General features: G+C 73.7%; 17 protein-coding genes. 16 read left to right on the forward strand and 1 reads right to left on the reverse strand.

Features of this window, described 5'->3' with window-relative positions:
- Positions 1-129: 129 nt before the first annotated feature.
- The 7 genes from ssd to AC067U_RS11540 all read left to right on the forward strand — a co-directional run bounded on the left by ssd (position 130) and on the right by AC067U_RS11540 (position 5,169).
- On the forward strand, positions 130-1,353 hold the full coding sequence (gene ssd / locus AC067U_RS11510) for a septum site-determining protein Ssd (RefSeq protein ID WP_478829421.1): 1,224 nt from the start codon (positions 130-132) through the stop codon (positions 1,351-1,353).
- Positions 1,350-2,498, forward strand: a complete 1,149-nt coding sequence (locus AC067U_RS11515) for a TadA family conjugal transfer-associated ATPase (RefSeq protein ID WP_478829422.1) — start codon at positions 1,350-1,352, stop codon at positions 2,496-2,498. The genes ssd and AC067U_RS11515 overlap by 4 nt, the downstream gene beginning before the upstream one ends.
- Positions 2,495-3,373, forward strand: a complete 879-nt coding sequence (locus AC067U_RS11520) for a type II secretion system F family protein (protein ID WP_478829423.1) — start codon at positions 2,495-2,497, stop codon at positions 3,371-3,373. The genes AC067U_RS11515 and AC067U_RS11520 overlap by 4 nt, the downstream gene beginning before the upstream one ends.
- A 260-nt stretch (positions 3,374-3,633) precedes the next feature.
- Positions 3,634-4,134, forward strand: coding sequence for a type II secretion system F family protein (locus AC067U_RS11525; RefSeq protein ID WP_478829424.1), 501 nt, complete (start codon positions 3,634-3,636; stop codon positions 4,132-4,134).
- Between the two features lie 36 nt (positions 4,135-4,170).
- On the forward strand, positions 4,171-4,368 hold the full coding sequence (locus AC067U_RS11530) for a DUF4244 domain-containing protein (RefSeq protein WP_478829425.1): 198 nt from the start codon (positions 4,171-4,173) through the stop codon (positions 4,366-4,368).
- A gap of 88 nt (positions 4,369-4,456) precedes the next feature.
- Positions 4,457-4,786: a TadE family type IV pilus minor pilin gene (locus AC067U_RS11535; RefSeq protein WP_478829426.1), complete on the forward strand. Its 330-nt coding sequence runs from the start codon at positions 4,457-4,459 to the stop codon at positions 4,784-4,786.
- Positions 4,783-5,169 (forward strand): Rv3654c family TadE-like protein, encoded by a 387-nt coding sequence (locus tag AC067U_RS11540; protein WP_478829427.1) that lies wholly within the window; start codon positions 4,783-4,785, stop codon positions 5,167-5,169. Before AC067U_RS11535 ends, AC067U_RS11540 begins: the two co-directional genes overlap by 4 nt.
- On the opposite strand, the gene AC067U_RS11545 is transcribed toward AC067U_RS11540, so the two are convergent.
- Complete coding sequence (locus AC067U_RS11545; protein WP_478829428.1) at positions 5,135-7,588, reverse strand: DEAD/DEAH box helicase; 2,454 nt, start codon at positions 7,586-7,588, stop codon at positions 5,135-5,137. The two genes, AC067U_RS11540 and AC067U_RS11545, sit on opposite strands and share 35 nt — an antisense overlap.
- A gap of 81 nt (positions 7,589-7,669) precedes the next feature.
- Between AC067U_RS11545 and bldG the strand changes: the two genes are divergently transcribed.
- From bldG to AC067U_RS11590, 9 genes are all read left to right on the forward strand, one after another.
- Entirely contained in the window at positions 7,670-8,011 is a 342-nt protein-coding gene (gene bldG, locus AC067U_RS11550) for an anti-sigma factor antagonist BldG (RefSeq protein ID WP_365110777.1), read from the forward strand.
- 78 nt (positions 8,012-8,089) lie between these two features.
- Positions 8,090-8,518 carry an ATP-binding protein gene (locus AC067U_RS11555; RefSeq protein ID WP_478829429.1) on the forward strand — a complete coding sequence of 143 codons (429 nt, stop codon included), beginning with the start codon at positions 8,090-8,092 and terminating at the stop codon, positions 8,516-8,518.
- 284 nt (positions 8,519-8,802) lie between these two features.
- The gene (locus tag AC067U_RS11560) at positions 8,803-11,181 is read left to right on the forward strand and encodes a sodium-translocating pyrophosphatase (protein ID WP_478829430.1); all 2,379 of its coding nucleotides are present in this window, start codon (positions 8,803-8,805) and stop codon (positions 11,179-11,181) included.
- 150 nt (positions 11,182-11,331) lie between these two features.
- Positions 11,332-11,898: a small secreted protein gene (locus tag AC067U_RS11565; RefSeq protein ID WP_478829431.1), complete on the forward strand. Its 567-nt coding sequence runs from the start codon at positions 11,332-11,334 to the stop codon at positions 11,896-11,898.
- A gap of 197 nt (positions 11,899-12,095) precedes the next feature.
- Entirely contained in the window at positions 12,096-13,619 is a 1,524-nt protein-coding gene (locus AC067U_RS11570; RefSeq protein ID WP_478829432.1) for a DUF7059 domain-containing protein, read from the forward strand.
- Positions 13,620-13,734: 115 nt separating this feature from the next.
- Positions 13,735-13,932, forward strand: coding sequence for a hypothetical protein (locus AC067U_RS11575; RefSeq protein ID WP_478829433.1), 198 nt, complete (start codon positions 13,735-13,737; stop codon positions 13,930-13,932).
- Positions 13,933-14,230: 298 nt separating this feature from the next.
- Positions 14,231-17,077, forward strand: coding sequence for a type I DNA topoisomerase (gene topA / locus AC067U_RS11580; protein WP_478829434.1), 2,847 nt, complete (start codon positions 14,231-14,233; stop codon positions 17,075-17,077).
- Positions 17,078-17,268: 191 nt separating this feature from the next.
- Positions 17,269-20,583 carry a dTMP kinase gene (gene tmk, locus AC067U_RS11585; protein WP_478829435.1) on the forward strand — a complete coding sequence of 1,105 codons (3,315 nt, stop codon included), beginning with the start codon at positions 17,269-17,271 and terminating at the stop codon, positions 20,581-20,583.
- A 245-nt stretch (positions 20,584-20,828) separates the two neighbouring features.
- A complete protein-coding gene (locus tag AC067U_RS11590; protein WP_478829436.1) occupies positions 20,829-22,040 on the forward strand; it encodes a DNA polymerase III subunit delta' in 1,212 nt (403 codons plus the stop codon).
- Positions 22,041-22,061: the final 21 nt, after the last annotated feature.

Below are 22,061 nucleotides of genomic sequence, written 5' to 3' on the forward strand. Positions count from 1 at the left end.
GTTATTCACAGGCTTCTCGTTATCCACAGTTCTTGAGCAAGATCCACTTCCTTTTGCGGGGTGCGGCACGGTGATTCCGACCGCGAAGTGCGTGGTCGTCGGATTTGCTGTGAGAAGGGGGCGGAGATCGTGGTGGGAACGACATCCGGGGAACTGCTGGAACGGGCCGGATCCGGTGCCGGCAGGCCGCTGATCATCACCGAGGACCCGGTGCTCCTCGACGACCTGCTGCGGTTGTGTGCAGCCGCAGGCGCCGAGCCGCATGTGTCCTATGCGGTGCCAGAGCAAAGCGGGGCGGCCGGGTCAGTCGGGGCTGGTGTGGTCGGTGCGGCCAGTGGGGCTGTTGGAGTGGTTGGCTCCGACGGGTCCTCCGGGGGCGGGTCGCCGGGTTCCGCGGGCTGGGACGAGGCCCCGTTGGTGCTGGTCGGAGAGGACGTCGCCGGCCGGGTGCGGGGCGCGCCCCGGCGGAGCGCGGTCTTCCTCGTCGGGCGGGCCGAGGGCCGGGACCGCGACGACCCGGCGGTGTGGCAGCGGGCGGTGGAACTCGGCGCCGAACAGGTGCTGTGGCTGCCGGAGTCGGAGAAGTGGCTGGTCGACAGGATCGCGGACGTGGCCGAGGGGGCGGGCCGGCCCGCCCTCACCGTGGGGGTGATCGGCGGCAGTGGCGGGGCCGGGGCATCCACGCTCGCGTGCGCCCTGGCGATCTCCGCCGCCCGGTCCGGCGAGCGGACCATGCTGGTCGACGGGGACCCGTTCGGCGGAGGGCTGGACGTGCTGCTCGGCGGGGAAGGGGCCGAGGGGCTGCGCTGGCCCGACTTCGCCGCCTCGCGCGGCAGGGTCGCGGCCGGAGCACTGGAGGAGTCCCTACCCGAACTGCACTCGCTGCGGCTCCTCAGCTGGGACCGGGGCAAACGGGTGCAGGTGCCGCCCGCGGCGATGCGTTCGGTGCTGGCCGCGGCCCGGCGGCGCGGCGGGGTGGTGGTGGCCGACCTGCCCCGCCGGGTGGACGAGGTGATGGCCGAGGCGCTCGCCCAGATGGACCTGGTGCTGATGGTGGTTCCGGTCGAGCTGCGTTCGGTGGCGGCCGCGAGCAGGGTCGCGGACGCCCTGGAAGGGGTCGCCCGCGACGTCCGGGTGGTCGTCCGGGCCCGGCTGGCGGGCGAGTTGGACCCGGACGAGGTGGCCGGGCTGCTGCGGCTGCCGCTCGCGGGAGAAATGCCGGTCGAGCTCGGGGTGTCCGAGTGGCTGGCCCGGGGCGAGCCGCCGGGGACCTTCGTCTGGGGGCCGCTGGCCCGGTTCTGCGACGGCTTCTGGCGGCGCGCGCTCGGGGCGGGCCAGGGGGTGCCGGTATGAGTACGGGACTTCTGGACGCGGTGCGGGCACGGCTCGCGGAGAGCGGGGCCGATCCGACCCCGGCCCGGGTGGCGGCGGCGTTGCGGGCCCAGGGAAGACTGCTGGGAGACACCGAAGTGCTCGGTGCGGCAGCCGAGTTGCGGTCCGAGCTGGTGGGCGCGGGCCCCCTGGAGCCGCTGCTCGCGGATCCCGCCGTCACGGACGTGCTGGTGGCCGCTCCGGACCGGGTGTGGGTGGACCGCGGCGGCGGCCTGGAGCTGACCGGGGTGACCTTCGCCGACGGGGACGCGGTGCGCCGGCTGGCACAACGGCTGGCCGCGGTGGCCGGGCGGCGGCTCGACGACGCCCGGCCGTGGGTGGACGCACGGATGCCGGACGGCACCCGGCTGCACGCTGTGCTCCCTCCGGTGTCAGTCGGCTCGGCCTGTCTCTCGCTGCGCGTGGTGCGGCCCCGGGCCTTCACCCTGGACGAGCTGACGGCCGCGGGTACCCTGCCGCCGGGCGGCCGCAGGCTGCTCCGGGCGATCGTCGAGGCCCGGCTGTCCTTCCTCGTCTCCGGCGGAACGGGCACCGGGAAGACCACACTGCTGAGCTCCCTGCTCGGGCTGGTGGGACCGGGGGAGCGGATCGTGCTCGCCGAGGACTCGGCCGAACTGCGACCGGACCACCCGCACGTGGTCCGGCTGGAGAGCCGCCCGGCCAACCAGGAGGGGGCGGGCCTGGTCACCCTGGCGGACCTGGTCCGGCAGGCCCTGCGGATGCGGCCCGACCGGCTGGTGGTCGGTGAGGTGCGCGGTGCGGAGGTCGCGGACCTGCTGGCCGCGCTCAACACGGGCCACGAGGGCGGGTGCGGCACGGTCCACGCCAACGCGGCGGCCCATGTGCCGGCCCGGCTGGAGGCCCTGGGTACCTCGGCCGGGCTGGACCGGGCCGCTCTGCACAGCCAGTTGGCCGCTGCCCTCGACCTGGTGATCCATCTCGCCCGGGACCGCGGCGGCCGGCGCAGGGTTGCCGAGGTGCATGTCCTGGAGCGGGATCCGGCCGGGCTGGTGGTCACGGTGCCGGCGCTGCGGTGGGCGGCGCGGGGATTCGTACGGGAACAGGGCTGGGAGCGACTGCGGCCGCTGCTCGGGGGTGTGCGATGAGCGAGTCGTCGGTGGTGGCCGCGGTCCCGTGGTTGACCGCGGTGCTGTGTGCCGGGGTGGCGGTCCGGCTGCTCGCCGGCGGCCGTCGGCCGACGGGGCGGGCGAGGCTGCTGCTGTCCGGGGCGGGGCCGGGGGTTCCGGCGCGGGGTTCGCCATGGGAGCGGCGGGCGGCCGGGCTGCGGGCCTTGGCGGGCCGGTGGTGGCCGGAGGGTGCGTGTCTCGCGGCCGGGCTGATGGTGTCCCTGGCGGGCCGCTCGCCGGTTCCGCTGGTGGTGGGCGTCCTCGCGGTCCCGGTGCTCAGGCGGCGGCTGCGGGCCCGGCGGCTGGCCCGGGAGCGCGAAGGGCGGGCGGCCGCGGTGGTGGCGCTGTGCGGCTCGGTCGTGGGGGAGCTGCGGTCGGGTGCGCAGCCCGGGCAGGCGCTGGGCGCGGCGATACGCCGGACGGCCGTGCCGGGGGCGGAGGAGTCGGCGGTACTGGCTGCCGCGGCCTTCGGCGGGGACGTGCCCGGGGCGCTGCGGGAGGCGGCCCGGGAGCCCGGCGCTGAGGGGCTGGCCGGGATGGCGGCGTGCTGGCGGGTCTCGGTGGACGGGGGTGCGGGCCTGGCCGCCGGGCTGGAGCGGCTGGAGGCCGCCTTGCGGGCGGAGCGGGACCGGGCGGAGTCGCTCCGGGCCCTGTTGGCGGGCGCCCGGTCGACGACGGTGGTGCTGGCCCTGTTGCCGCTGGTGGGGCTGCTGATCGGGACGGGACTGGGGGCGGACCCGTTGCGGGTCTTGCTGCACAGCCCGCTGGGAGTGGGGTGCCTGGTGGTGGGTGGGGTGCTGGAGGCGCTGGGGCTGCTGTGGTGCCGGCGGATCGTGCGGGCGGGGGAGGGGTGATGGACGGATCCGGGATCCACAGGCTGGGGACAGTGTTGTGGCTGGCGGCGGTGTCGGCGGGGGTGGCCGTGGCGGCGGCCGGACGGATACGGCGACGGGCCGTGCGGCGGCGTGCGGGCGGGCTCCTCCGGACTGGCGGGCCGCTCCGTGCGGGCGGGCAGTTCCGGGCGGGCGGGCCGCTCCGGGCGGAGGGCGCCGGTTCCACTGAGCCGTGCCGGGGCCGGACGCCGCACCGCGCGCGGTGCTGGGTGCCGGGCCTGTTGCCACCGTGGCGGCGTCGGCGGGAGCTCGGGCCTGCCTCCCGGTGGGCGCCGGGGGAGGCCGAGCGTCAGCTGCCCTTCGCCGCGGACCTGTTGGCCGCCTGCCTGGCGGCCGGCGCCGGGCCGGTGGAGGCGGCCGAAGTGGTGGGGGAGTCGTTGGGTGGCCCGGTGGGCGAGCGGCTGGCCCTGGCCGGGGCGGAGCTGCGGCTGGGCGGCGAACCCGGAGCGTCGTGGGGGAGGTTGGCGGAGATACCGCGCGCCGCCGGCCTCGCGGACTGTCTGGAGCGAGCCGCCCGGACGGGGGCGCCCTCGGCGGAGCCGGTCTCCCGGATCGCCGCGGCCCTGCGGGACGAGCGGTCCCGGCGGGCGACGGCCGGGGCCCAGCGGGCGGCGGTTCTGGTGACCGCACCGGTGGGGCTGTGTTTCCTTCCCGCCTTTCTCGCCGTGGGCGTGGCGCCGGTGGTGATCGGAATGGCCTCCGGTCTCCTCTCCGGCAACTGAAATCACATCAATAGCTGAAATTCACAGGAGGTTGTCATGAGGATCATCTGGGCGCGGCTGCGGAGCGCACTGGCCGGCCGTGGCGGCGACGCCGGAATGTCGACATCGGAATACGCCATGGGGACCATTGCCGCCTGTGCGTTCGCGGCGGTTCTGTACAAGGTCGTCACGAGCGAGGTGGTCTCGTCGGCACTTCAGGCGACGATCGGGAAGGCACTCGATGTGCCGTTCTGATCAAAAGGAGGACGGCCGGTGCCCCGGAAACGGCGTCCCCGCCGAGGCCCCCGATGAGGGCGGGTATGCGACGGGCGACGGCGGATATGTGACGGCAGAGGCGGCTCTTGTGATTCCGGCCCTGGTGCTTTTCGCGGCGTTGCTCGTGTGGGCTCTGATGGCGGCGGCCGCGCAGATCCGGTGCGTGGACGCGGCCAGGGCGGGGGCCCGGGCGGTGGCACGGTCCGAGCCGGCCGGGGAGGCGGTGGCGGCGGCGAAGGCCGCCGCCCCGGACGGGGCGGAGGTGGAGGTGCGGCGGACGGGCGACCTCTGGCGGGTGCGGGTGACCGCGCCCGCCCCGGGGCCGGCCGGGCTGCCGGTCCGGCTCGGAGCGGCGGCGGTGGCGCTCGCCGAGGACAGTGTGGGGCCGCCGCCGTGAGCCGGGACCGGGGCTCGGCGACGGTGTGGGCGGCGCTCGTGACCACGGTGCTGGGCGCGGTCTTCGGGGGCGTGCTGCTGCTCGGCCAGGCCGTGGTGGCCCGGCACCGGGCGGCGGCCGCCGCCGACCTGGCCGCCCTGGCGTCCGCCACGGCCTGGGCGCACGGCCCGCAGGCCGCCTGCGCGGCGGCCCGGAGGGTGGTGGAAGCCCAGGGCGCGCGGTTGGCCCGGTGCACCGTGGAAGGGGAGGCGGCGGAAGCCACCGCCGAGGCCGCGGCCGGCCCGTTCACGGTCCGCATCCGCTCGCGCGCGGGCCCGCCCGGAGACACCTCGGCGGAGCGGGTCGGGGCTACTCGGGGGGTGCGCCTGCCAGGAGGCGGCTGAGAAGGCGTACGGCGCCGCGCTTGTGCAGGGGGTCGTTGCCGTTGCCGCACTTGGGGGACTGGATGCAGGACGGGCAGCCGGCCTCGCACTCGCAGGCGGCGATGGCGTCCCGGGTCGCGGTCAGCCACTGGCGGGCAGTCCGGAAGGCCCGCTCGGCGAATCCGGCGCCGCCGGGGTGGCCGTCGTAGACGAAGACGGTGGGCAGCAGCGTGTCCGGGTGGAGCGGGATCGAGACCCCGCCGATGTCCCACCGGTCGCAGGTGGCGAACAGCGGGAGGAGGCCGATGGAGGCGTGCTCGGCGGCGTGCAGGGCGCCGCCGAGGATCTCCGGGTTGATCCCGGCCGCGTCCAGCTGGTCCTCGGTGACCGTCCACCACACGGCCCGGGTGCGCAGGACACGGGGCGGCAGGTCCAGTTTGGACTCGCCGAGGACCTCGCCGGTGATCAGTTTCCGCCGTAGATAGGAGACGACCTGGTTGGTGACTTCCACGGAGCCGTAGCAGAGCCGGGCCTCGCCCCAGGGGATCCCGGTCTCGGTGTCGAGGATGGAGACGGAGGTGGTGTCGCGGGCGGTGGTGGAGAAGGGTGGGTCGGCCGGTTCGACCAGGGCCACCGAGTCCTCCAGGTCCAGGTGCCGGACCAGGTACGTCCGGCCCTGGTGGAGGTGGACCGCGCCGTCGTGCACGGCGGTGTGGGAGGCGGCTTCGTCGACCGTGCCCAGCAGCCGGCCGGTGTCCGCCTCGACGATCTGGACCGGGCGGCCTCCGCCACCCCGGATGTCGGCCAGGTCCGCGGCCCGTTCCCGGCGGGTCCAGTGCCAGGCGGTGGCGCGGCGGCGCAGCAGCTTCGCGGATTCGAGCTGGGGGAGGAGGCCGGTCGCTTCGGGGCCGAAGAGGGGCAGGTCGGCCTCGGTGAGCGGCAGCTCGGCGGCGGCCGCGCACAGGTGGGGGGCGAGCACGTACGGGTTGTCCGGGTCCAGCACGGTGGCCTCGACGGGCTGCCGGAACAGTGCGTCGGGGTGGTGGACGAGGTACGTGTCCAGCGGGTCGTCCCGGGCGATCAGCACGGCCAGGGCGCCCTGGCCGGACCGGCCGGCCCGGCCCGCCTGCTGCCACAGCGAGGCCCGGGTGCCCGGATAGCCGGCGATCAGGACGGCGTCCAGGCCGGAGACGTCCACCCCCAGCTCCAGCGCGGTCGTGGCGGCCAGGCCGAGCAGCTCGCCCGAGTGCAGGGCCCGCTCCAGGGCCCGGCGCTCCTCGGGCAGGTAGCCGCCCCGGTAGGCGGCCACCCGGCCGGGCAGGGAGCGGTCCACCGCCGCGAGCCGTTCCTGGGCGATGAGGGCGATCAGCTCGGCGCCGCGCCGGGACCGGACGAAGGCGACCGTACGGACCCGCTGCACGGCCAGGTCCGTGAGCAGGTCGGCGGTCTCGGCCGTGGCGGTGCGGCGCACCGGGGCGCCCCGCTCGCCGGCGAGCTCGGTGAGGGGCGGCTCCCACAGGGCGAAGACCACCTCGCCGCGCGGTGAGGCGTCGTCGACCACCTCGGTGACCGGCACGCCCGTCAGGCGGCAGGCGGCGGCCGCCGGGTCGCTGCTGGTGGCCGAGGCGAGCAGGAAGACCGGTTCGGAGCCGTAGCGGGCGCAGATCCGCCGCAGGCGGCGCAGGACCTGGGCGACGTGCGAGCCGAAGACGCCCCGGTAGGTGTGGCACTCGTCGATGACCACGTAGCGCAGGGCACGGAGGAAGGAGGACCAGCGGGGGTGGCCCGGAAGTATCCCGCGGTGCAGCATGTCGGGATTGGTGAGCACGTAGTTGGCGTACTGGCGGACCCATTCCCGTTCCTCCACGGGCGTGTCGCCGTCGTAGACGGCGGGCCGGACCGCGTTGCCGAGCGGGGCGGCCAGCTCCCGTACGGCGCGGCGCTGGTCGGCGGCCAGGGCCTTGGTGGGGGCCAGGTAGAGGGCGGTCGCCCCCCGGCCGTTGGGCGCTTCCGCACCGTCCGCGAGGGCGGTCAGGACGGGGGCCAGGTAGGCGAGGGACTTGCCGGAGGCGGTGCCGGTGGCGACGACCACCGATTCGCCGTCCAGCGCGTGCTCGGCGGCCGCGGCCTGGTGTTCCCAGGGGTGCTCGATGCCCGCCGCCCGAATGGCGGCTACGACATCCGTTCGGACGCGATCCGGCCAGACGGCATGACGGCCTGCCCGAGGGGGCAGATGCTCCGTATGGGTGATGCGCGCAGCCCGGCCAGGCCCCCGTGACAGGCGGTCCAGGACCGTGGCGGGAGTGGGTCGGGGGTCCGTGGCGGCCGTGGGCCGACTGGGACGGTGAGTACTGGCCATTGCAACCGAGTGTGTCACCGGTGTCGGGGACAATGGGCAGAAGGCGTCGTGCACGCCTGCCGGTAAGTGATTGAATGCCATTGCGGCAGCCAATCCCTCCACTACCTTCGGGTGGGGAGGCCCCTGGGGGGCGCCGCTCGATAGCAAGGTGCTGGAGGATCCGTGGACCTGTCCCTGTCGACTCGCACTGTCGGCGACCGCACGGTCGTCGAGGTCGGTGGCGAGATTGATGTGTATACCGCGCCCAAGCTGCGCGAGCAGTTGGTGGAGTTGGTGAACGACGGCAGCTACCACCTGGTCGTCGACATGGAGCGAGTGGACTTCCTCGACTCCACCGGCCTCGGTGTGCTCGTGGGCGGCCTCAAGCGGGTCCGCGCACACGAGGGCTCGCTGCGGCTGGTGTGCAACCAGGAGCGCATCCTGAAGATCTTCCGCATCACCGGTCTGACGAAGGTCTTCCCGATCCACACCTCGGTGGAAGACGCCGTCGCCGCCACCGACTGACGTCCATCGAGCAGCGGGGGTGCCGGGCCGTCAGGCCCGGGCCCCTGTAAGGCACGTCCGTAGTCCGAGGGGGAGTACATGGCCACCGTTGAACTCCGCTTCAGCGCCCAGCCCGAGCACGTGCGTACGGCCCGCCTGGTGGCGGCAGCCGTGGCGCGGCGGGCCGGCGTGGAGGAGGCCGTGCTCGACGAGGTGCGCCTCGCCGTCGGCGAGGCGTGTTCGCGTGCCGTCGGGCTGCACCTCGGCAGCGGTGTCACCACTCCTGTCCGGGTCGTGCTGAACGACGAGGAGAAGCTCTTCTCCATCGAGGTCGTCGACGAGGTGGCAGGTCCGTCCGGCGCGGCCCCGGGTGCCGGTTCGGGCCCGGAGCAGGACGCGGAGGACGAGGACGAGATGGGCCTCGCGGTGATCCGCGGGCTCGTCGACGACGTCGAGGTCACCAGTGGGGAATCGGGCGGGGTGATCCGCATGAGCTGGCCCGTGGCCGGCGCTCCGGAACTGTCCTAGAGTCCGCCCTTTTTCTCGATCTTCACCCGATCGGCCCATCGCGCTTTCCGATCTTATTCATAAACGTTCAAGGCCCTGCTGAGCAGGGCCTTTTTCGTTGAAGTGGATCAATGGGCGACCGTCAATGCTTTTGCCCCATTACCGCTTTCGAGGGTAATGGAGTGACGCGATCTTTTGCTGAGGAGCAAGAGAAGGCCAATTCCGTTTCCCGCGTACTGTTTTGATCCGGTGAGGCTCCCTACAATCCGTCCACATCTTTGAGCTCATCACGTCAAGGAGGACGTATGACGGGGCTCTTCACCCCTTCGGCGGCCGCGGTACTCACCGATGACAATCGGTTGATCGTGTTCGTCATTGCGGCCGTCGCTCTGGCCGCACTCGTCGTCGCACAACTCCTGGTCCGCCAGGTACTCGCCGCCGACGAAGGCACCGACAGCATGAAGAAGATCGCGGCAGCGGTCCAGGAAGGCGCCAACGCCTATCTCGGCCGCCAGCTGCGCACCCTCGGCATCTTCGCCGTCGTCGTCTTCTTCCTGCTCTTCCTGCTCCCCGCGGACAACTGGTCGCAGCGGGCGGGCCGTTCCGCCTTCTTCCTGGTCGGTGCCCTGTTCTCGGCCGTCACCGGCTACATCGGCATGCGCCTGGCGGTCCGCGCCAACGTCCGCGTCGCCGCGGCCGCCCGCGAGGCCACCCCCGGACCGGGCGAGCCCGAGAAGGACCTCACCGCCGTGGCCCACAAGGCCATGAAGATCGCTTTCCGGACCGGCGGCGTGGTCGGCATGTTCACCGTCGGGCTCGGTCTGCTGGGCGCCTCGTGCGTGGTCCTGGTCTACGCCGCCGACGCGCCCAAGGTGCTGGAGGGCTTCGGCCTCGGTGCCGCGCTGATCGCGATGTTCATGCGTGTCGGCGGCGGCATCTTCACCAAGGCCGCCGACGTCGGCGCCGACCTGGTCGGCAAGGTCGAGCAGGGCATTCCGGAGGACGATCCGCGCAATGCCGCGACCATCGCCGACAATGTGGGCGACAACGTCGGCGACTGCGCGGGCATGGCCGCCGACCTCTTCGAGTCCTACGCCGTCACCCTGGTGGCCGCCCTCATCCTCGGCAAGGCCGCCTTCGGCGACCTCGGCCTGGCCTTCCCCCTGATCGTCCCCGCCATCGGCGTGATCACCGCGATGATCGGCATCTTCGCCGTTTCCCCGCGCCGCACCGACCGCAGCGGCATGAGCGCCATCAACCGCGGCTTCTTCATCTCCGCCGTGATCTCCCTGGTGCTGGTGGCCATCGCCGTCTTCGCCTACCTGCCGGACAGTTACAAGGAGCTCGCCGGGGTCGAGAACCCCGCGATCATCAACCACAGCGGCGACCCGCGGATCCTCGCCCTCGTCGCCGTGGCCATCGGCATCGTGCTCGCCGCCCTCATCCAGCAGCTCACCGGCTACTTCACCGAGACCAACCGCCGTCCCGTCCGGGACATCGGCAAGTCCTCGCTGACCGGCCCCGCGACCGTCGTCCTGGCCGGTGTCTCCGTCGGCCTGGAGTCGGCCGTCTACACCGCGCTGCTGATCGGCCTCGGCGTCTACGGCGCATTCCTGCTCGGCGGCACCTCGATCATGCTCGCGCTGTTCGCCGTCGCGCTGGCCGGCACCGGCCTGCTCACCACGGTCGGCGTGATCGTCGCCATGGACACCTTCGGCCCGGTCTCCGACAACGCGCAGGGCATCGCCGAGATGTCCGGCGACGTCGAGGGCGCCGGCGCGCAGGTCCTCACCGACCTGGACGCCGTCGGCAACACCACCAAGGCCATCACCAAGGGCATCGCCATCGCCACCGCCGTGCTCGCGGCCGCCGCGCTCTTCGGCTCGTACAGCGACGCGATCACGGGCGCCGTCAAGGACGTCGGGGCCAAGAGCGACCAGCTCGGCCTCAGCCTGGACATCGGCCAGCCCAACAACCTGGTGGGCCTGATCCTGGGCGCCGCGGTCGTGTTCCTCTTCTCCGGCCTCGCCATCAACGCGGTCTCCCGGTCCGCCGGAGCCGTGGTCTACGAGGTCCGCCGGCAGTTCCGCGAGCACCCGGGGATCATGGACTTCACGGAGAAGCCCGAGTACGGGCGCGTCGTCGACATCTGCACCAAGGACGCGCTGCGCGAGCTCGCCACGCCCGGCCTGCTCGCCGTGATGGCCCCCATCGCGGTCGGCTTCACCCTCGGCGTGGGCGCGCTCGGCTCGTACCTGGCCGGCGCGATCGGCTGCGGCACCCTGATGGCCGTGTTCCTGGCCAACTCCGGCGGCGCCTGGGACAACGCCAAGAAGCTGGTCGAGGACGGCCACCACGGCGGCAAGGGCAGCGAGGCGCACGCCGCGACCGTCATCGGCGACACCGTCGGCGACCCGTTCAAGGACACCGCCGGCCCGGCCATCAACCCGCTGCTCAAGGTGATGAACCTGGTGGCGCTGCTGATCGCCCCGGCCGTCGTCCAGTTCAGCTACGGGGATGACGCGAACCCCGTCGTGCGCGCCGTCGTCGCGGCCCTCGCCATCATCGTCATCGTCAGCGCCGTGTACGTGTCGAAGAAGCGCGGCATCGCCGTCGGCGACGACAGCACCAGCGGGGCCACCGAGCGGGTGTCCCAGCAGACGGACCCGGCGGTGGTTTCCTGATCTGATCCGGACCCGGGCGGGAACCCGGAGACGGTAGGTCTGAACGGCGGACGGACGGCGCGGACTGACGCGCCGTCCGTCCGCTTTTCCGCACACCCCGATGGTCGGCGTGTATCTTCCGGGCCGAGAGCCTTGGAAGGGACCAATCCGGTGAACAAGAAGCTTGCTGCCGCGGTCTCCGGCGGTGCGGTGCTGATGCTCGTGCTGTCCGGTTGCAGCGAACAAAGCGACAACAAGTCCAGCGACTGGGCCAAGAAGGTCTGCGACAAGTGGCAGCCCGAGTACAAGAAGATCGAAGCGGCCAATGCCGACCTGAAGCGGGTGGCGACCGAGAGCAGCAAGCCCGACGAGGTCAAGCAGACCGACTCGGCCGCCTTCCAGACCATGTCCGAGGCGTTCGGGTCGATCAGCCTGGCCCTGCGCGACGCCGGTGACCCGGGCGGCAAGGACGCCAAGGCGGCAGCCGACGCCGCCGCCAAGGGTTTCGACGACACGGCCAAGGGCTACGCCGAACTCAAGACGAAGACGGACCAGCTCGACGCCACGAACCAGAACAACTTCGCCGCGGGCCTCGATGACCTCTCGACCGGTCTGGAGAAGGTCTCCGCGGACGAGAAGGCCGCCCGCGAGAAGCTGAAGGCCGGCGGGCTGGACAAGGCGATGGCCGCGCAGAAGGGCTGTCAGGCCAGCGTCGTGCCCTCGCCCGCGCAGAGCTGACCGCGGGCGGTCCGGGGGTTGTCCGCGGGCCGTTCGGGGGCGGACCGGGCTCGCCCGGCCCCGGCCCCCGGCGTCCCGCCGGTCCGGCTCCCGGCGGTCCTCCACGGCACCGCTCCCGGGCGCAGGGGTTTCCGGGGTTTTCCACAGGGCCGCCCGCGGTCGCACGGATCGTGGACGGCAGCCGACACAATGGATGCGTGAGTACCAGCAGCCTTCCCTCGCCCGACCGCGCCGCAGCCCTCCGCGCGGCCCTGCTCGCCGCCGGCTTCACCGCCGACGGCCTGCTCGACCTGCTCGGCGCCCCCGCCTACGCCGCACTGGCCCGCAGCGAGACGGTGCCCGCCCTGCGCGCCACCCGCGGGGACGGCCCGCTGCAGACCCTGGTGCGTCTGTTCCTGCTGCAGCGGCCCGTGCCGTACGCGCACGCCGCGCAGGCGCTGCCGGCCGAAGAGGCCCTGGCCGACGGCTGGCTGCGGCGCGAGCGGACCGACGGTGGCGAGGACACCGTGCACGCGACCGTCGACGTGCGACCGTACGGCGGCCCGGACGGGGAGGACTGGTTCATCGTCTCGGACCTCGGCTGTGCGGTCGGCGGGGCCGGAGGCATCGGCAGCCGCGAGGAGGCGGTGGTCCTCGGGGTCGGCGGCGCGTCGACCACCCTCGCCGGGATCACCGTCCGCACCCCGGTCGGCTCCGCCCTCGACCTCGGCACCGGATCCGGCATCCAGGCGCTGCACGCCACCCAGCACGCCACCCGGGTCACCGCCACCGATGTCAACCCGCGGGCCCTGGAGTTCACCCGGCTCACCCTTGCCCTCTCCGGGGCCCCCGAGGCGAAGCTGCTCACCGGATCCCTGTTCGAGCCGGTCGGCGGCGCCACGTACGACCTGATCGTCTCCAACCCGCCCTTCGTGATCTCGCCCGGCGCCCGGCTGACGTACCGGGACGGCGGGATGGGCGGCGACGACCTGTGCCGCACCCTGGTGCAGCAGGCGGGCGAGCACCTCAACCCGGGCGGGTACGCGCAGTTCCTGGCCAACTGGCAGCACGTGGAGGGCGAGGACTGGCGGGACCGGCTGCGCTCCTGGGTGCCGCGCGGCTGCGACGCGTGGATCGTGCAGCGCGAGGTGCAGGACATCACCCAGTACGCGGAGCTCTGGCTGCGGGACGCGGGCGACCACCGGACCGACCCGGGGGAGTACGCGGAGCGGTACGAGGACTGGCTGGACGAGTTCGAGGCCCGCAAGACCAAGGCCGTCGGATTTGGCTGGATCACGCTGCGCCGCAGTGACGCCGAGGAGCCCTCGATCGTGGTGGAGGAGTGGCCGCACCCGGTGGAGCAGCCGCTCGGGGAGACCGTGCGGGCGCATTTCGCCCGTCAGGACTACTTGCGTCGGCACGATGACGCGGCGCTGCTGGAGGCCCGGTTCAGGCTGGCCGTCGAGGTGATGCAGGAGCAGGTCGGCGCGCCGGGGGCGGAGGACCCGGAGCACGTGGTGCTCCGGCAGAACCGCGGCATGCGGCGCGCCACCAAGGTGGACACGGTCGGCGCGGGCTTCGCAGGCGTGTGCGACGGATCGCTGACGGCGGGACGGATCCTGGACGCGATCGCCCAGCTGGTGCAGGAGGACCCGGTCGTGCTGCGCGACCGTACGCCGGAAGCCATCCGGCTGCTGGTGGAGCAGGGCTTCCTGGAGCCCTCCGAGGCGCTGGAACGCTGAATTCACCTCGGGTTCGCCCGGTGTACCACCTGGACTGCGAGGCTCGCCGAGCCGATGAAAATCCGGGGGAAACCGGGGGAACGCCGGGGGAGCGGCTCCGGGGAAGGGGAACGGCATGGAAAGCGGTCCGGCAGTCTTCGCCGCGACGGTGTTCCTGCTGTTCGGAGCCGCTCTGCTGGCCTGGACGGGGGCGCGCGCACTGAACCGCGCGCCCGTCGCGGACGGCGTACGCCCCGCGGTGGCCGTTCCGGCGGCCCTGCTGGCCGGCGGGATCTCGCTGGCCCTCGGCGTGTGGTGCCTCAGCCGCCTCTGAGCGGCCGTGACCCGGCAGGTCCGGGGCGACCCGGGCGGCTGTCCGGGCGGAAACGGGGCGAGCCCGGCATGATCCCCCGGACCGGGTCCGGGGCGGGGCCAGACGGCCCCCAGGCCACTCGGGCCGGTGATCGACAGGGGCCCGGCGCGACATCCGGGCGGCACGAAGGGCACTAGTCGGGTTACCGTTCGAGTGGCCGTTGCGGGCACGTGCCGTTTGACACGGGGGCGGGTTGTACCGTCACACTCCGCAGCGTCGCCGTACTGCGACCGAGTGCCGACCGGAGAGAAGAGCCAAGTTGTCCCCGACTAGCGAGACCGCAAAGGGCGGCCGCCGACTCGTCATCGTCGAGTCCCCTGCCAAGGCGAAGACGATCAAGGGCTACCTCGGCCCGGGATACGTCGTCGAGGCGAGCGTCGGGCACATCCGCGACCTCCCGAACGGCGCGGCGGAGGTGCCCGAGAAGTACACGGGTGAGGTGCGCCGCCTCGGCGTGGACGTCGAGCACGACTTCCAGCCGATCTATGTCGTCAACGCGGACAAGAAGGCCCAGGTCAAGAAGCTCAAGGACCTGCTCGCCGAGTCCGACGAGCTCTTCCTCGCCACCGATGAGGACCGCGAGGGCGAGGCCATCGCCTGGCACCTGCAGGAAGTCCTCAAGCCCAAGGTCCCCGTCCACCGCATGGTCTTCCACGAGATCACCAAGGACGCGATCCGCGAGGCCGTCGCCAACCCGCGCGAGCTCAACCAGCGCATGGTCGACGCCCAGGAGACCCGCCGCATCCTCGACCGCCTCTACGGCTACGAGGTCTCGCCGGTCCTCTGGAAGAAGGTCATGCCGAAACTCTCGGCGGGCCGCGTGCAGTCCGTCGCCACCCGTCTCGTCGTCGAGCGCGAGCGCGAACGCATCGCCTTCCGCTCCGCCGAGTACTGGGACCTGACCGGCACCTTCTCCACCGGCCGGGCCGGCGACGCCTCGGACCCGTCCTCGCTGGTCGCCCGCCTGAACACGGTCGACGGTCGGCGTGTCGCCCAGGGCCGCGACTTCGGCTCGAACGGGCAGCTCAAGAGCGACGTCCTGCACCTGGACGAGGCGAACGCGCGCGCCCTGGCGGCCGCCCTCGCCGACACCTCCTTCGCGGTCCGCTCGGTCGAGTCCAAGCCGTACCGCCGCTCCCCTTACGCCCCGTTCCGCACGACCACCCTCCAGCAGGAGGCGTCGCGCAAGCTGGGCTTCGGTGCGAAGGCGACCATGCAGGTGGCCCAGAAGCTGTACGAGAACGGCTTCATCACCTACATGCGTACGGACTCCACGATCCTGTCGGAGACCGCCGTGGCGGCCGCCCGCGCCCAGGTCACCCAGCTGTACGGCGCCGACTACCTGCCGCCGCAGCCGCGCGTCTACACCGGGAAGGTCAAGAACGCGCAGGAGGCCCACGAGGCCATCCGGCCTTCGGGTGATCGTTTCCGCACGCCCGCCGAGACCGGACTGACCGGCGACCAGTTCAGGCTGTACGAGCTGATCTGGAAGCGGACCGTCGCCTCCCAGATGAAGGACGCGACCGGCAACTCCGTCACCGTCAAGATCGGTGGCACCGCCGCGGACGGCCGGGACGCCGAGTTCACCGCGTCCGGCAAGACCATCACCTTCCACGGGTTCATGAAGGCGTACGTCGAGGGTGCCGACGACCCCAACGCCGAGCTTGACGACCGCGAGCGCCGACTCCCGCAGGTCGCGGAGGGCGACGCCCTCTCGGCCTCGGACATCACCGCGGACGGCCACGCCACCAAGCCGCCGGCCCGGTACACCGAGGCGAGCCTGGTCAAGGAGCTCGAAGAGCGCGAGATCGGCCGCCCGTCGACCTACGCGTCGATCATCGGCACGATCCTCGACCGCGGCTACGTCTTCAAGAAGGGCACCGCCCTGGTGCCGTCCTTCCTGTCCTTCGCCGTCGTCAACCTGCTGGAGAAGCACTTCGGCCGGCTCGTCGACTACGACTTCACCGCGAAGATGGAGGACGACCTCGACCGCATCGCGCGGGGCGAGGCGCAGTCCGTGCCGTGGCTCAAGCGCTTCTACTTCGGCGGCGAGGGCGAGATCGCGGACGCCTCCTCGGCGGGGAACGGCGACGGAGACCACCTCGGCGGTCTGAAGGAGCTGGTCACCGACCTCGGCGCGATCGACGCCCGGGAGATCTCCTCCTTCCCGGTCGGCGAGGGCATCGTGCTGCGGGTCGGCCGCTACGGCCCGTACATCGAGCGCGGCGAGAAGGACGCGGAGGGCCACCAGCGGGCCGACGTGCCCGAGGACCTCGCGCCCGACGAGCTGACCGTGGAGTACGCGGAGCACCTGTTCTCGAAGCCGAGCGGTGAGTTCCCGCTGGGCAAGGACCCCCTGTCGGGGCACGAGATCGTCGCCAAGGACGGCCGGTACGGCCCGTACGTGACGGAGATCCTCCCCGAGGGCACCCCGAAGACGGGCAAGAACGCGGTGAAGCCGCGGACGGCGTCCCTCTTCAAGTCGATGTCCCTGGACACGGTGACGCTGGACGAGGCCCTCAAGCTGATGTCCCTGCCGCGGGTGGTGGGCGCGGACGCCGAGGGCGTGGAGATCACGGCCCAGAACGGCCGCTACGGTCCGTACCTGAAGAAGGGCACGGACAGCCGCTCCCTGGAGACCGAGGACCAGCTCTTCAGCATCACGCTGGAGGAGGCGCTGGCGATCTACGCCCAGCCCAAGCAGCGGGGCCGCGCCGCGGCCAAGCCGCCGCTGAAGGAGCTGGGCACGGACCCGGTGAGCGAGCGCCCGGTGGTCGTGAAGGACGGCCGGTTCGGTCCGTACGTGACGGACGGCGAGACGAACGCGACGCTGCGGCGGGACGACGACGTCGAGACGATCACGCCCGAGCGGGGCTACGAGCTGCTGGCCGAGAAGCGGGCGAAGGGGCCGGCCAAGAAGGTCGCGAAGAAGGCCCCGGCGAAGAAGACGGCCACGGCCGCGAAGAAGACCGCTGCCAAGAAGACGGCCGCCAAGAAGACCACGGCCGCCGCGAAGAAGACGACGGCGAAGGCGACGACGGCGAAGAAGACCACGGCCAAGGCGGCCGCCGCCAAGAAGACGACCGCCGCCCCGACCGAGGACTGACCGGGTCATACCCCGCCCGGTGTGGGCAAACGTTCCGCAGGGCGGAACGGGTGGGCACACCGGAACGACCGGGGCGCGCCGTATCGCGCAGCGTGGAACCGAAGCCACCGCTCCGGCGGTGGCTTCGTCGTTCCCGGGTGCGGGCTGCCGCTCACCTCCGCCATGCCGAGCGCAGCGGATAGGCTGGGCGGATGACGCGAGCCGAGCAACCAACGGTCGTGCCCTCCGGGAAGGACCCCGTGAACCCCACCTACGACGAAGCCCTGGCCGCGGACTCCCGCGAGCGGGCGGTGCGCGCCCTGCTGCGCACGCCCCGGCTCCGCCGCCTGTGGAGCGCCCAGCTCGTCAGCGGCATCGGAGATGCCCTGGCCCTCCTGGTCCTGGTCCTGCTCGCGCTGCAGGCCGCGGTGGCCGATGCCGCCTTCGGCGGCGGTTACCGCGGCGCCGCGCTCGCCGTCACCGCCGTCTTCGGGGTCCGCGTCCTCGCCACCCTGCTCACCGGCGCGGTGCTGCTGGGCCCGCTCGACAAGCTCCTCGCGCCCAAGGAGCACGGCGGCAAGCTGGACCGCCGCTGGACCATGATCGGCGCGGACGGACTCCGCATCGCCCTGTTCGTCGTCGCCCCGCTCTGGCTGGACTGGATCCCGGCGCACGCCCTGACCGCCCTCCTCGCGACCGTGTTCGTCGCCGGGGTCGCCGAGCGGCTGTGGACCGTCGCCAAGGAAGGCGCCGCACCGGCCCTGCTGCCGGAGCCCCCGCCCGAGGGGGCGACCGTACGCCCGCTCCCGGACCACCTCGACGCGCTGCGTCGGCTGACGCTCCGGACAAGCTTCGCCGCACTGCCCGTCGCCGCCGCGGCGCTGCTCGCCGCCACCCTGGTCGGTGAGGCGCTCGGCCTGGGCGTCGACTGGTTCGCGGAGAACCGCGCCGCCCTCGGCTCGTACGTCGCGGCCGGCCTGTTCGCGGCCTCCGTCTCGCTGCTGCTGCCGCTGATCCTGCCCGGCACCAAGACGCCCCGCCCCCGTTCGCCCCTGGAGGGCCTGCGCGCACCCCGTACCGGAGACCGCCCGGAGAAGGGCCGTACGGGAGCCGTCCCGCTGCTCGTCCTGGCCTGCGCCGCGGTCGCCGGGGCGGTGTCCTGCGCGGTGGCCGTGTCCGTCCTGCACGTCTTCGACCTCGGCGGCGGCCCGGCCGGCTTCGCCCTGCTGGTGTTCGCCCTGACCGCGGGCACCGCCGCCGGCATCCGGGCCAGCCAGGCCGGCAAGGTGCTGCCCGCGCTGTCCCGGCGCCGCCTGCTGGCGCTGGCCATAGCCGTCACCGGACTCGCGCTGCTGCTGACCGGCCTGGTCGCGGACCTCGCGACCGTGGTGTTCCTGAGCGCCCTCGCCGGCGTGACCGCGGGCGTCGCGGCGAACACCGGTCACACCCTCATCGACCAGGAGACCGAGGAATTCCGCCGGGCCCGGGTCACCGAGCACCTCCAGGCCGTCGTACGCGTGGCCATCGCGGTGGGCGCGATCGCCGCGCCCCTCCTGGCGGCCGCCATCGGCCCGCACCGGCTGGGCGGCGAGGGCCCCGACAGCATCGCCTTCGTGCACGGCGGCGCGGCCTTCACGCTGATGCTGGTCGGCGCGCTGCTGCTGCCGGTGGCGGTGACCGTACTGGCCCGTGCCGACGACCGGAGCGGCGTACCGCTGCGCCGCGACCTGCGAGAGGCGCTGCGCGGCGGCGAGCCGCCGCAGGCGCCGTCCGGCACCGGGTTCTTCATCGCCCTGGAGGGTGGCGACGGCGCCGGCAAGTCCACCCAGGTGCAGGCGCTCGCGGACTGGATACGGAGCAAGGGCCACGAGGTGGTGGTGACCCGCGAGCCCGGAGCCACCCCCATCGGCAAGCGGCTGCGCTCGATCCTGCTGGACGTGTCCTCAGCCGGCCTGTCCAACCGCGCCGAAGCGCTGCTGTACGCGGCGGACCGCGCCGAGCACGTGGACACCGTGGTCCGACCGGCCCTGGAACGCGGCGCCGTGGTCATCACCGACCGCTACATCGACTCGTCCGTCGCCTATCAGGGCGCCGGGCGCGACCTCTCCCCGACGGAGATCGCCCGGATCTCGCGGTGGGCGACGACCGGACTGGTCCCGAACCTGACGGTGCTGCTGGACGTGTCGCCGGAGGCGGCCCGGGAGCGGTTCACGGAGGCGCCCGACCGGCTGGAGTCGGAGCCGGCTGAGTTCCACCAGCGGGTGCGCGCCGGATTCCTGACCCTGGCGGCGGCCGACCCGGGGCGCTACCTGGTGGTGGACGCCGGCCAGGACCCGGAGTCGGTGACCACGGTCGTACGGCACCGGCTGGACCGGATGCTGCCGCTCTCCGAGGCCGAGCTGCAGGCGCAGGCGGAGGCGCGGCGGCGGGCCGAGGAGGAGGCGAAGCGGAAGGCGGCCGAGGAGGCCGCGGCCGCGGAGGCCGCCCGCAAGGCCGAGGAGGAGCGCAAGCGGGCCGAGGAGGAGGCCGCCCGGAAGGCGGAGGAGGAACGTCAGCGTGCCGAGGCCGAGGCCCGGGCGCGGGCGGAGGAAGAGCGTCGGCGGGCGGAGGAAGAGGCTGCCCGCAAGGCGGAGGAAGAGCGCCGGCGGGCGGAGGAAGAGGCCGCCCGGCGGGCGGCGGAGGAGCGGCAGCGTGCCGAGGCCGAGCGGCTCCGGGCCGAAGCCGAGGAGAAGGCGCTCCGGGCGGAGCAGGAGCGGCTGCGGAAGCAGGCCGAGGAGGAGGCCCGGCTGCGGGCCGAGGCCGAGGCGAAGCGCCGTGAGAAGCAGCGCCGGGCGGAGGAGGCCCTGCTGAAGGCGGAGGAGGCGCGCCGGGTCGCGGCCGCCTCCGCGGCCGCCGCGGCGGCGGCAGCCGCGGCCGAGGCGGCCCAAGCCGCGGCGACCGCTCACGGTGCGGCTGCGGCTACCGCTCACGGTGCGGCTGCGGCGGCCCGGGCTTCGGTGCCCGCCGAGGCTCCGGCCCCGGCCGAGCGCTCTGCTCCGGCCGGGCACCCGGACGACGCCGTGACCGTCGAGACCCCGGCAGTGGCCACCGGGCCGGACCGCCGGGTGCTGAGGCCGGACGACATCACCGAGACCGTGCCGGTCCCGAAGGTGGACCCGGCCGCTCCGAAGGCGAACCTCCGGAAGACCGACCCGGCTGCCGAGACGACGGTGCTGCCGCCGGTCCGCCCCGGCGGCGATCCGGCGGCCGAGACGGCCGTGCTGCCGCCCGTACGCCCCGGGGAGTCGCCGGTGGACCGGGTGCCCCCGGGCTTCTTCCGGGACGCGCGGCCGGCCGCCTCCGGCGGTGAGGACGCCACGCGCGAGCTGCCCGTGGTGGACCCGGCGGCCGGTACCCGCCGCCGTTCCGACTGGGCCGAGGAGACCCCGCTGGACGATCTCCCCACGCTGGCCGACGAGCTGCTCGGTCCGCACCGGGACGGAGACGAGGGCGACGGCGAGGAGCCGCCGCGCCGACGTCGCCGCTGAGGCACCCCGGCACCCTCGGCACCCCCGGCACCCCCGGCGCCCGCGGCCCCCCGGCACCCGGCACGGGCCGCGCCGGGGTGGCGTGCGGACCGGCTTGTCGGTGGCGCCCGCCACAATGGTCGGTGGGGCACGGGCCGGGAGCTCACGGGCCGGGACCCGCATGACAGGCAGGACACCGTCCCCGACCGCGCGGGACGGGAACGGACCGAGAACGGACGAGAACGGACGAGGAAGGAGGCGGCGGCATGGCCGTATGGGACGACCTGGTGGGCCAGGAGCGCGTCGAGACGCAGCTGGCCGCCGCCGCGCGGGACGCCGACGCGCTGGTCACCGCCACCGAGGCCGGGCAGCCGCCGCCCGCCGCCTCCAAGATGACGCACGCCTGGCTCTTCACCGGGCCTCCCGGTTCCGGCCGGGACACCGCCGCCCGGGCCTTCGCCGCCGCCCTGCAGTGCACCAGCCCGGACCGCGCCCTCGGCGGCGCGCCCGGCTGCGGGTTCTGCGACGGCTGCCACACCACCCTGGTCGGCACCCACGCGGACGTCCAGATCGTCCGTACGGACCTGCTCTCGATCGGCGTCAAGGAGACCCGCGACCTGGTCCGCCGTGCCCAGCTCTCACCCGCCGTGGGCCGCTGGCAGGTCATCGTGCTGGAGGACGCCGACCGGCTCACCGAGGGCGCGGGCAACGTCCTCCTCAAGGCCGTCGAGGAACCCGCCCCGCGGACGGTCTGGCTGCTGTGCGCGCCCTCGCTGGAGGACGTGCTGCCCACGATCCGCTCCCGCTGCCGGCACCTCACGCTGCGCACCCCGTCGGTGGACGCCGTCGCCGACCTCCTGGTCCGCCGGGACGGCATCGAGCCCGCCGCGGCCGCGGCCGCCGCCCGCGCCACCCAGGGGCACATCGACCGGGCCCGCCGCCTGGCCACGGACGAGCGCGCCCGCGCCCGCCGTGCCGCAGTGCTCCGGCTGCCGCTGCGCGTCGACGACGTGGGCGCCTGCCTCAAGGCCGCTCAGGAACTGGTCGACGCCGCCGCGGAAGACGCCAAGCAGGTCGCGGAAGAGATCGACGCCAAGGAGACCGAGGACCTGAAGGCCGCGCTCGGCGCCCCCGCCGGGGCCGGCGGCCGGATGCCTCGCGGCACGGCCGGCGTGATGAAGGAGCTGGAGGACAAGCAGAAGCGGCGCCGCACCCGCACCCAGCGCGACAGCCTCGACCTCGCCCTCATCGACCTGACCGGCTTCTACCGGGACGTGCTCGCCCTCCAGCTGGGCTCCTCGGTGGCCATCGCCAACGAGGAGATACGGGGCGACCTCGACCGGGTGGCCCGGGCCGGCGGCCCCGAGCGGACCCTGCGCCGCATCGAGGCGATCATCGCCTGCCGGGAGGCACTGGACCGCAACGTGGCCCCGCTGCTCGCGGTGGAGGCCATGACCATGGCCCTCCGCGCCGGCTGACCACCTGCCCGGCGGCCCCTC

The sequence above is a fragment of the Streptomyces sp. NPDC043853 genome (assembly GCF_056436025.1).

Coding starts and splice junctions, on each gene's coding strand:
- AC067U_RS11590 (WP_478829436.1), top strand. CDS start 20,829: ATGGCCGTATGGGACGACCTGGTGGGCCAGGAGCGCGTCGAGACGCAG.
- AC067U_RS11560 (WP_478829430.1), top strand. CDS start 8,803: ATGACGGGGCTCTTCACCCCTTCGGCGGCCGCGGTACTCACCGATGAC.
- AC067U_RS11520 (WP_478829423.1), top strand. CDS start 2,495: ATGAGCGAGTCGTCGGTGGTGGCCGCGGTCCCGTGGTTGACCGCGGTG.
- AC067U_RS11515 (WP_478829422.1), top strand. CDS start 1,350: ATGAGTACGGGACTTCTGGACGCGGTGCGGGCACGGCTCGCGGAGAGC.
- AC067U_RS11555 (WP_478829429.1), top strand. CDS start 8,090: ATGGCCACCGTTGAACTCCGCTTCAGCGCCCAGCCCGAGCACGTGCGT.
- AC067U_RS11545 (WP_478829428.1), bottom strand. CDS start 7,588: ATGGCATTCAATCACTTACCGGCAGGCGTGCACGACGCCTTCTGCCCA.
- AC067U_RS11575 (WP_478829433.1), top strand. CDS start 13,735: ATGGAAAGCGGTCCGGCAGTCTTCGCCGCGACGGTGTTCCTGCTGTTC.
- AC067U_RS11530 (WP_478829425.1), top strand. CDS start 4,171: ATGAGGATCATCTGGGCGCGGCTGCGGAGCGCACTGGCCGGCCGTGGC.
- tmk (WP_478829435.1), top strand. CDS start 17,269: ATGACGCGAGCCGAGCAACCAACGGTCGTGCCCTCCGGGAAGGACCCC.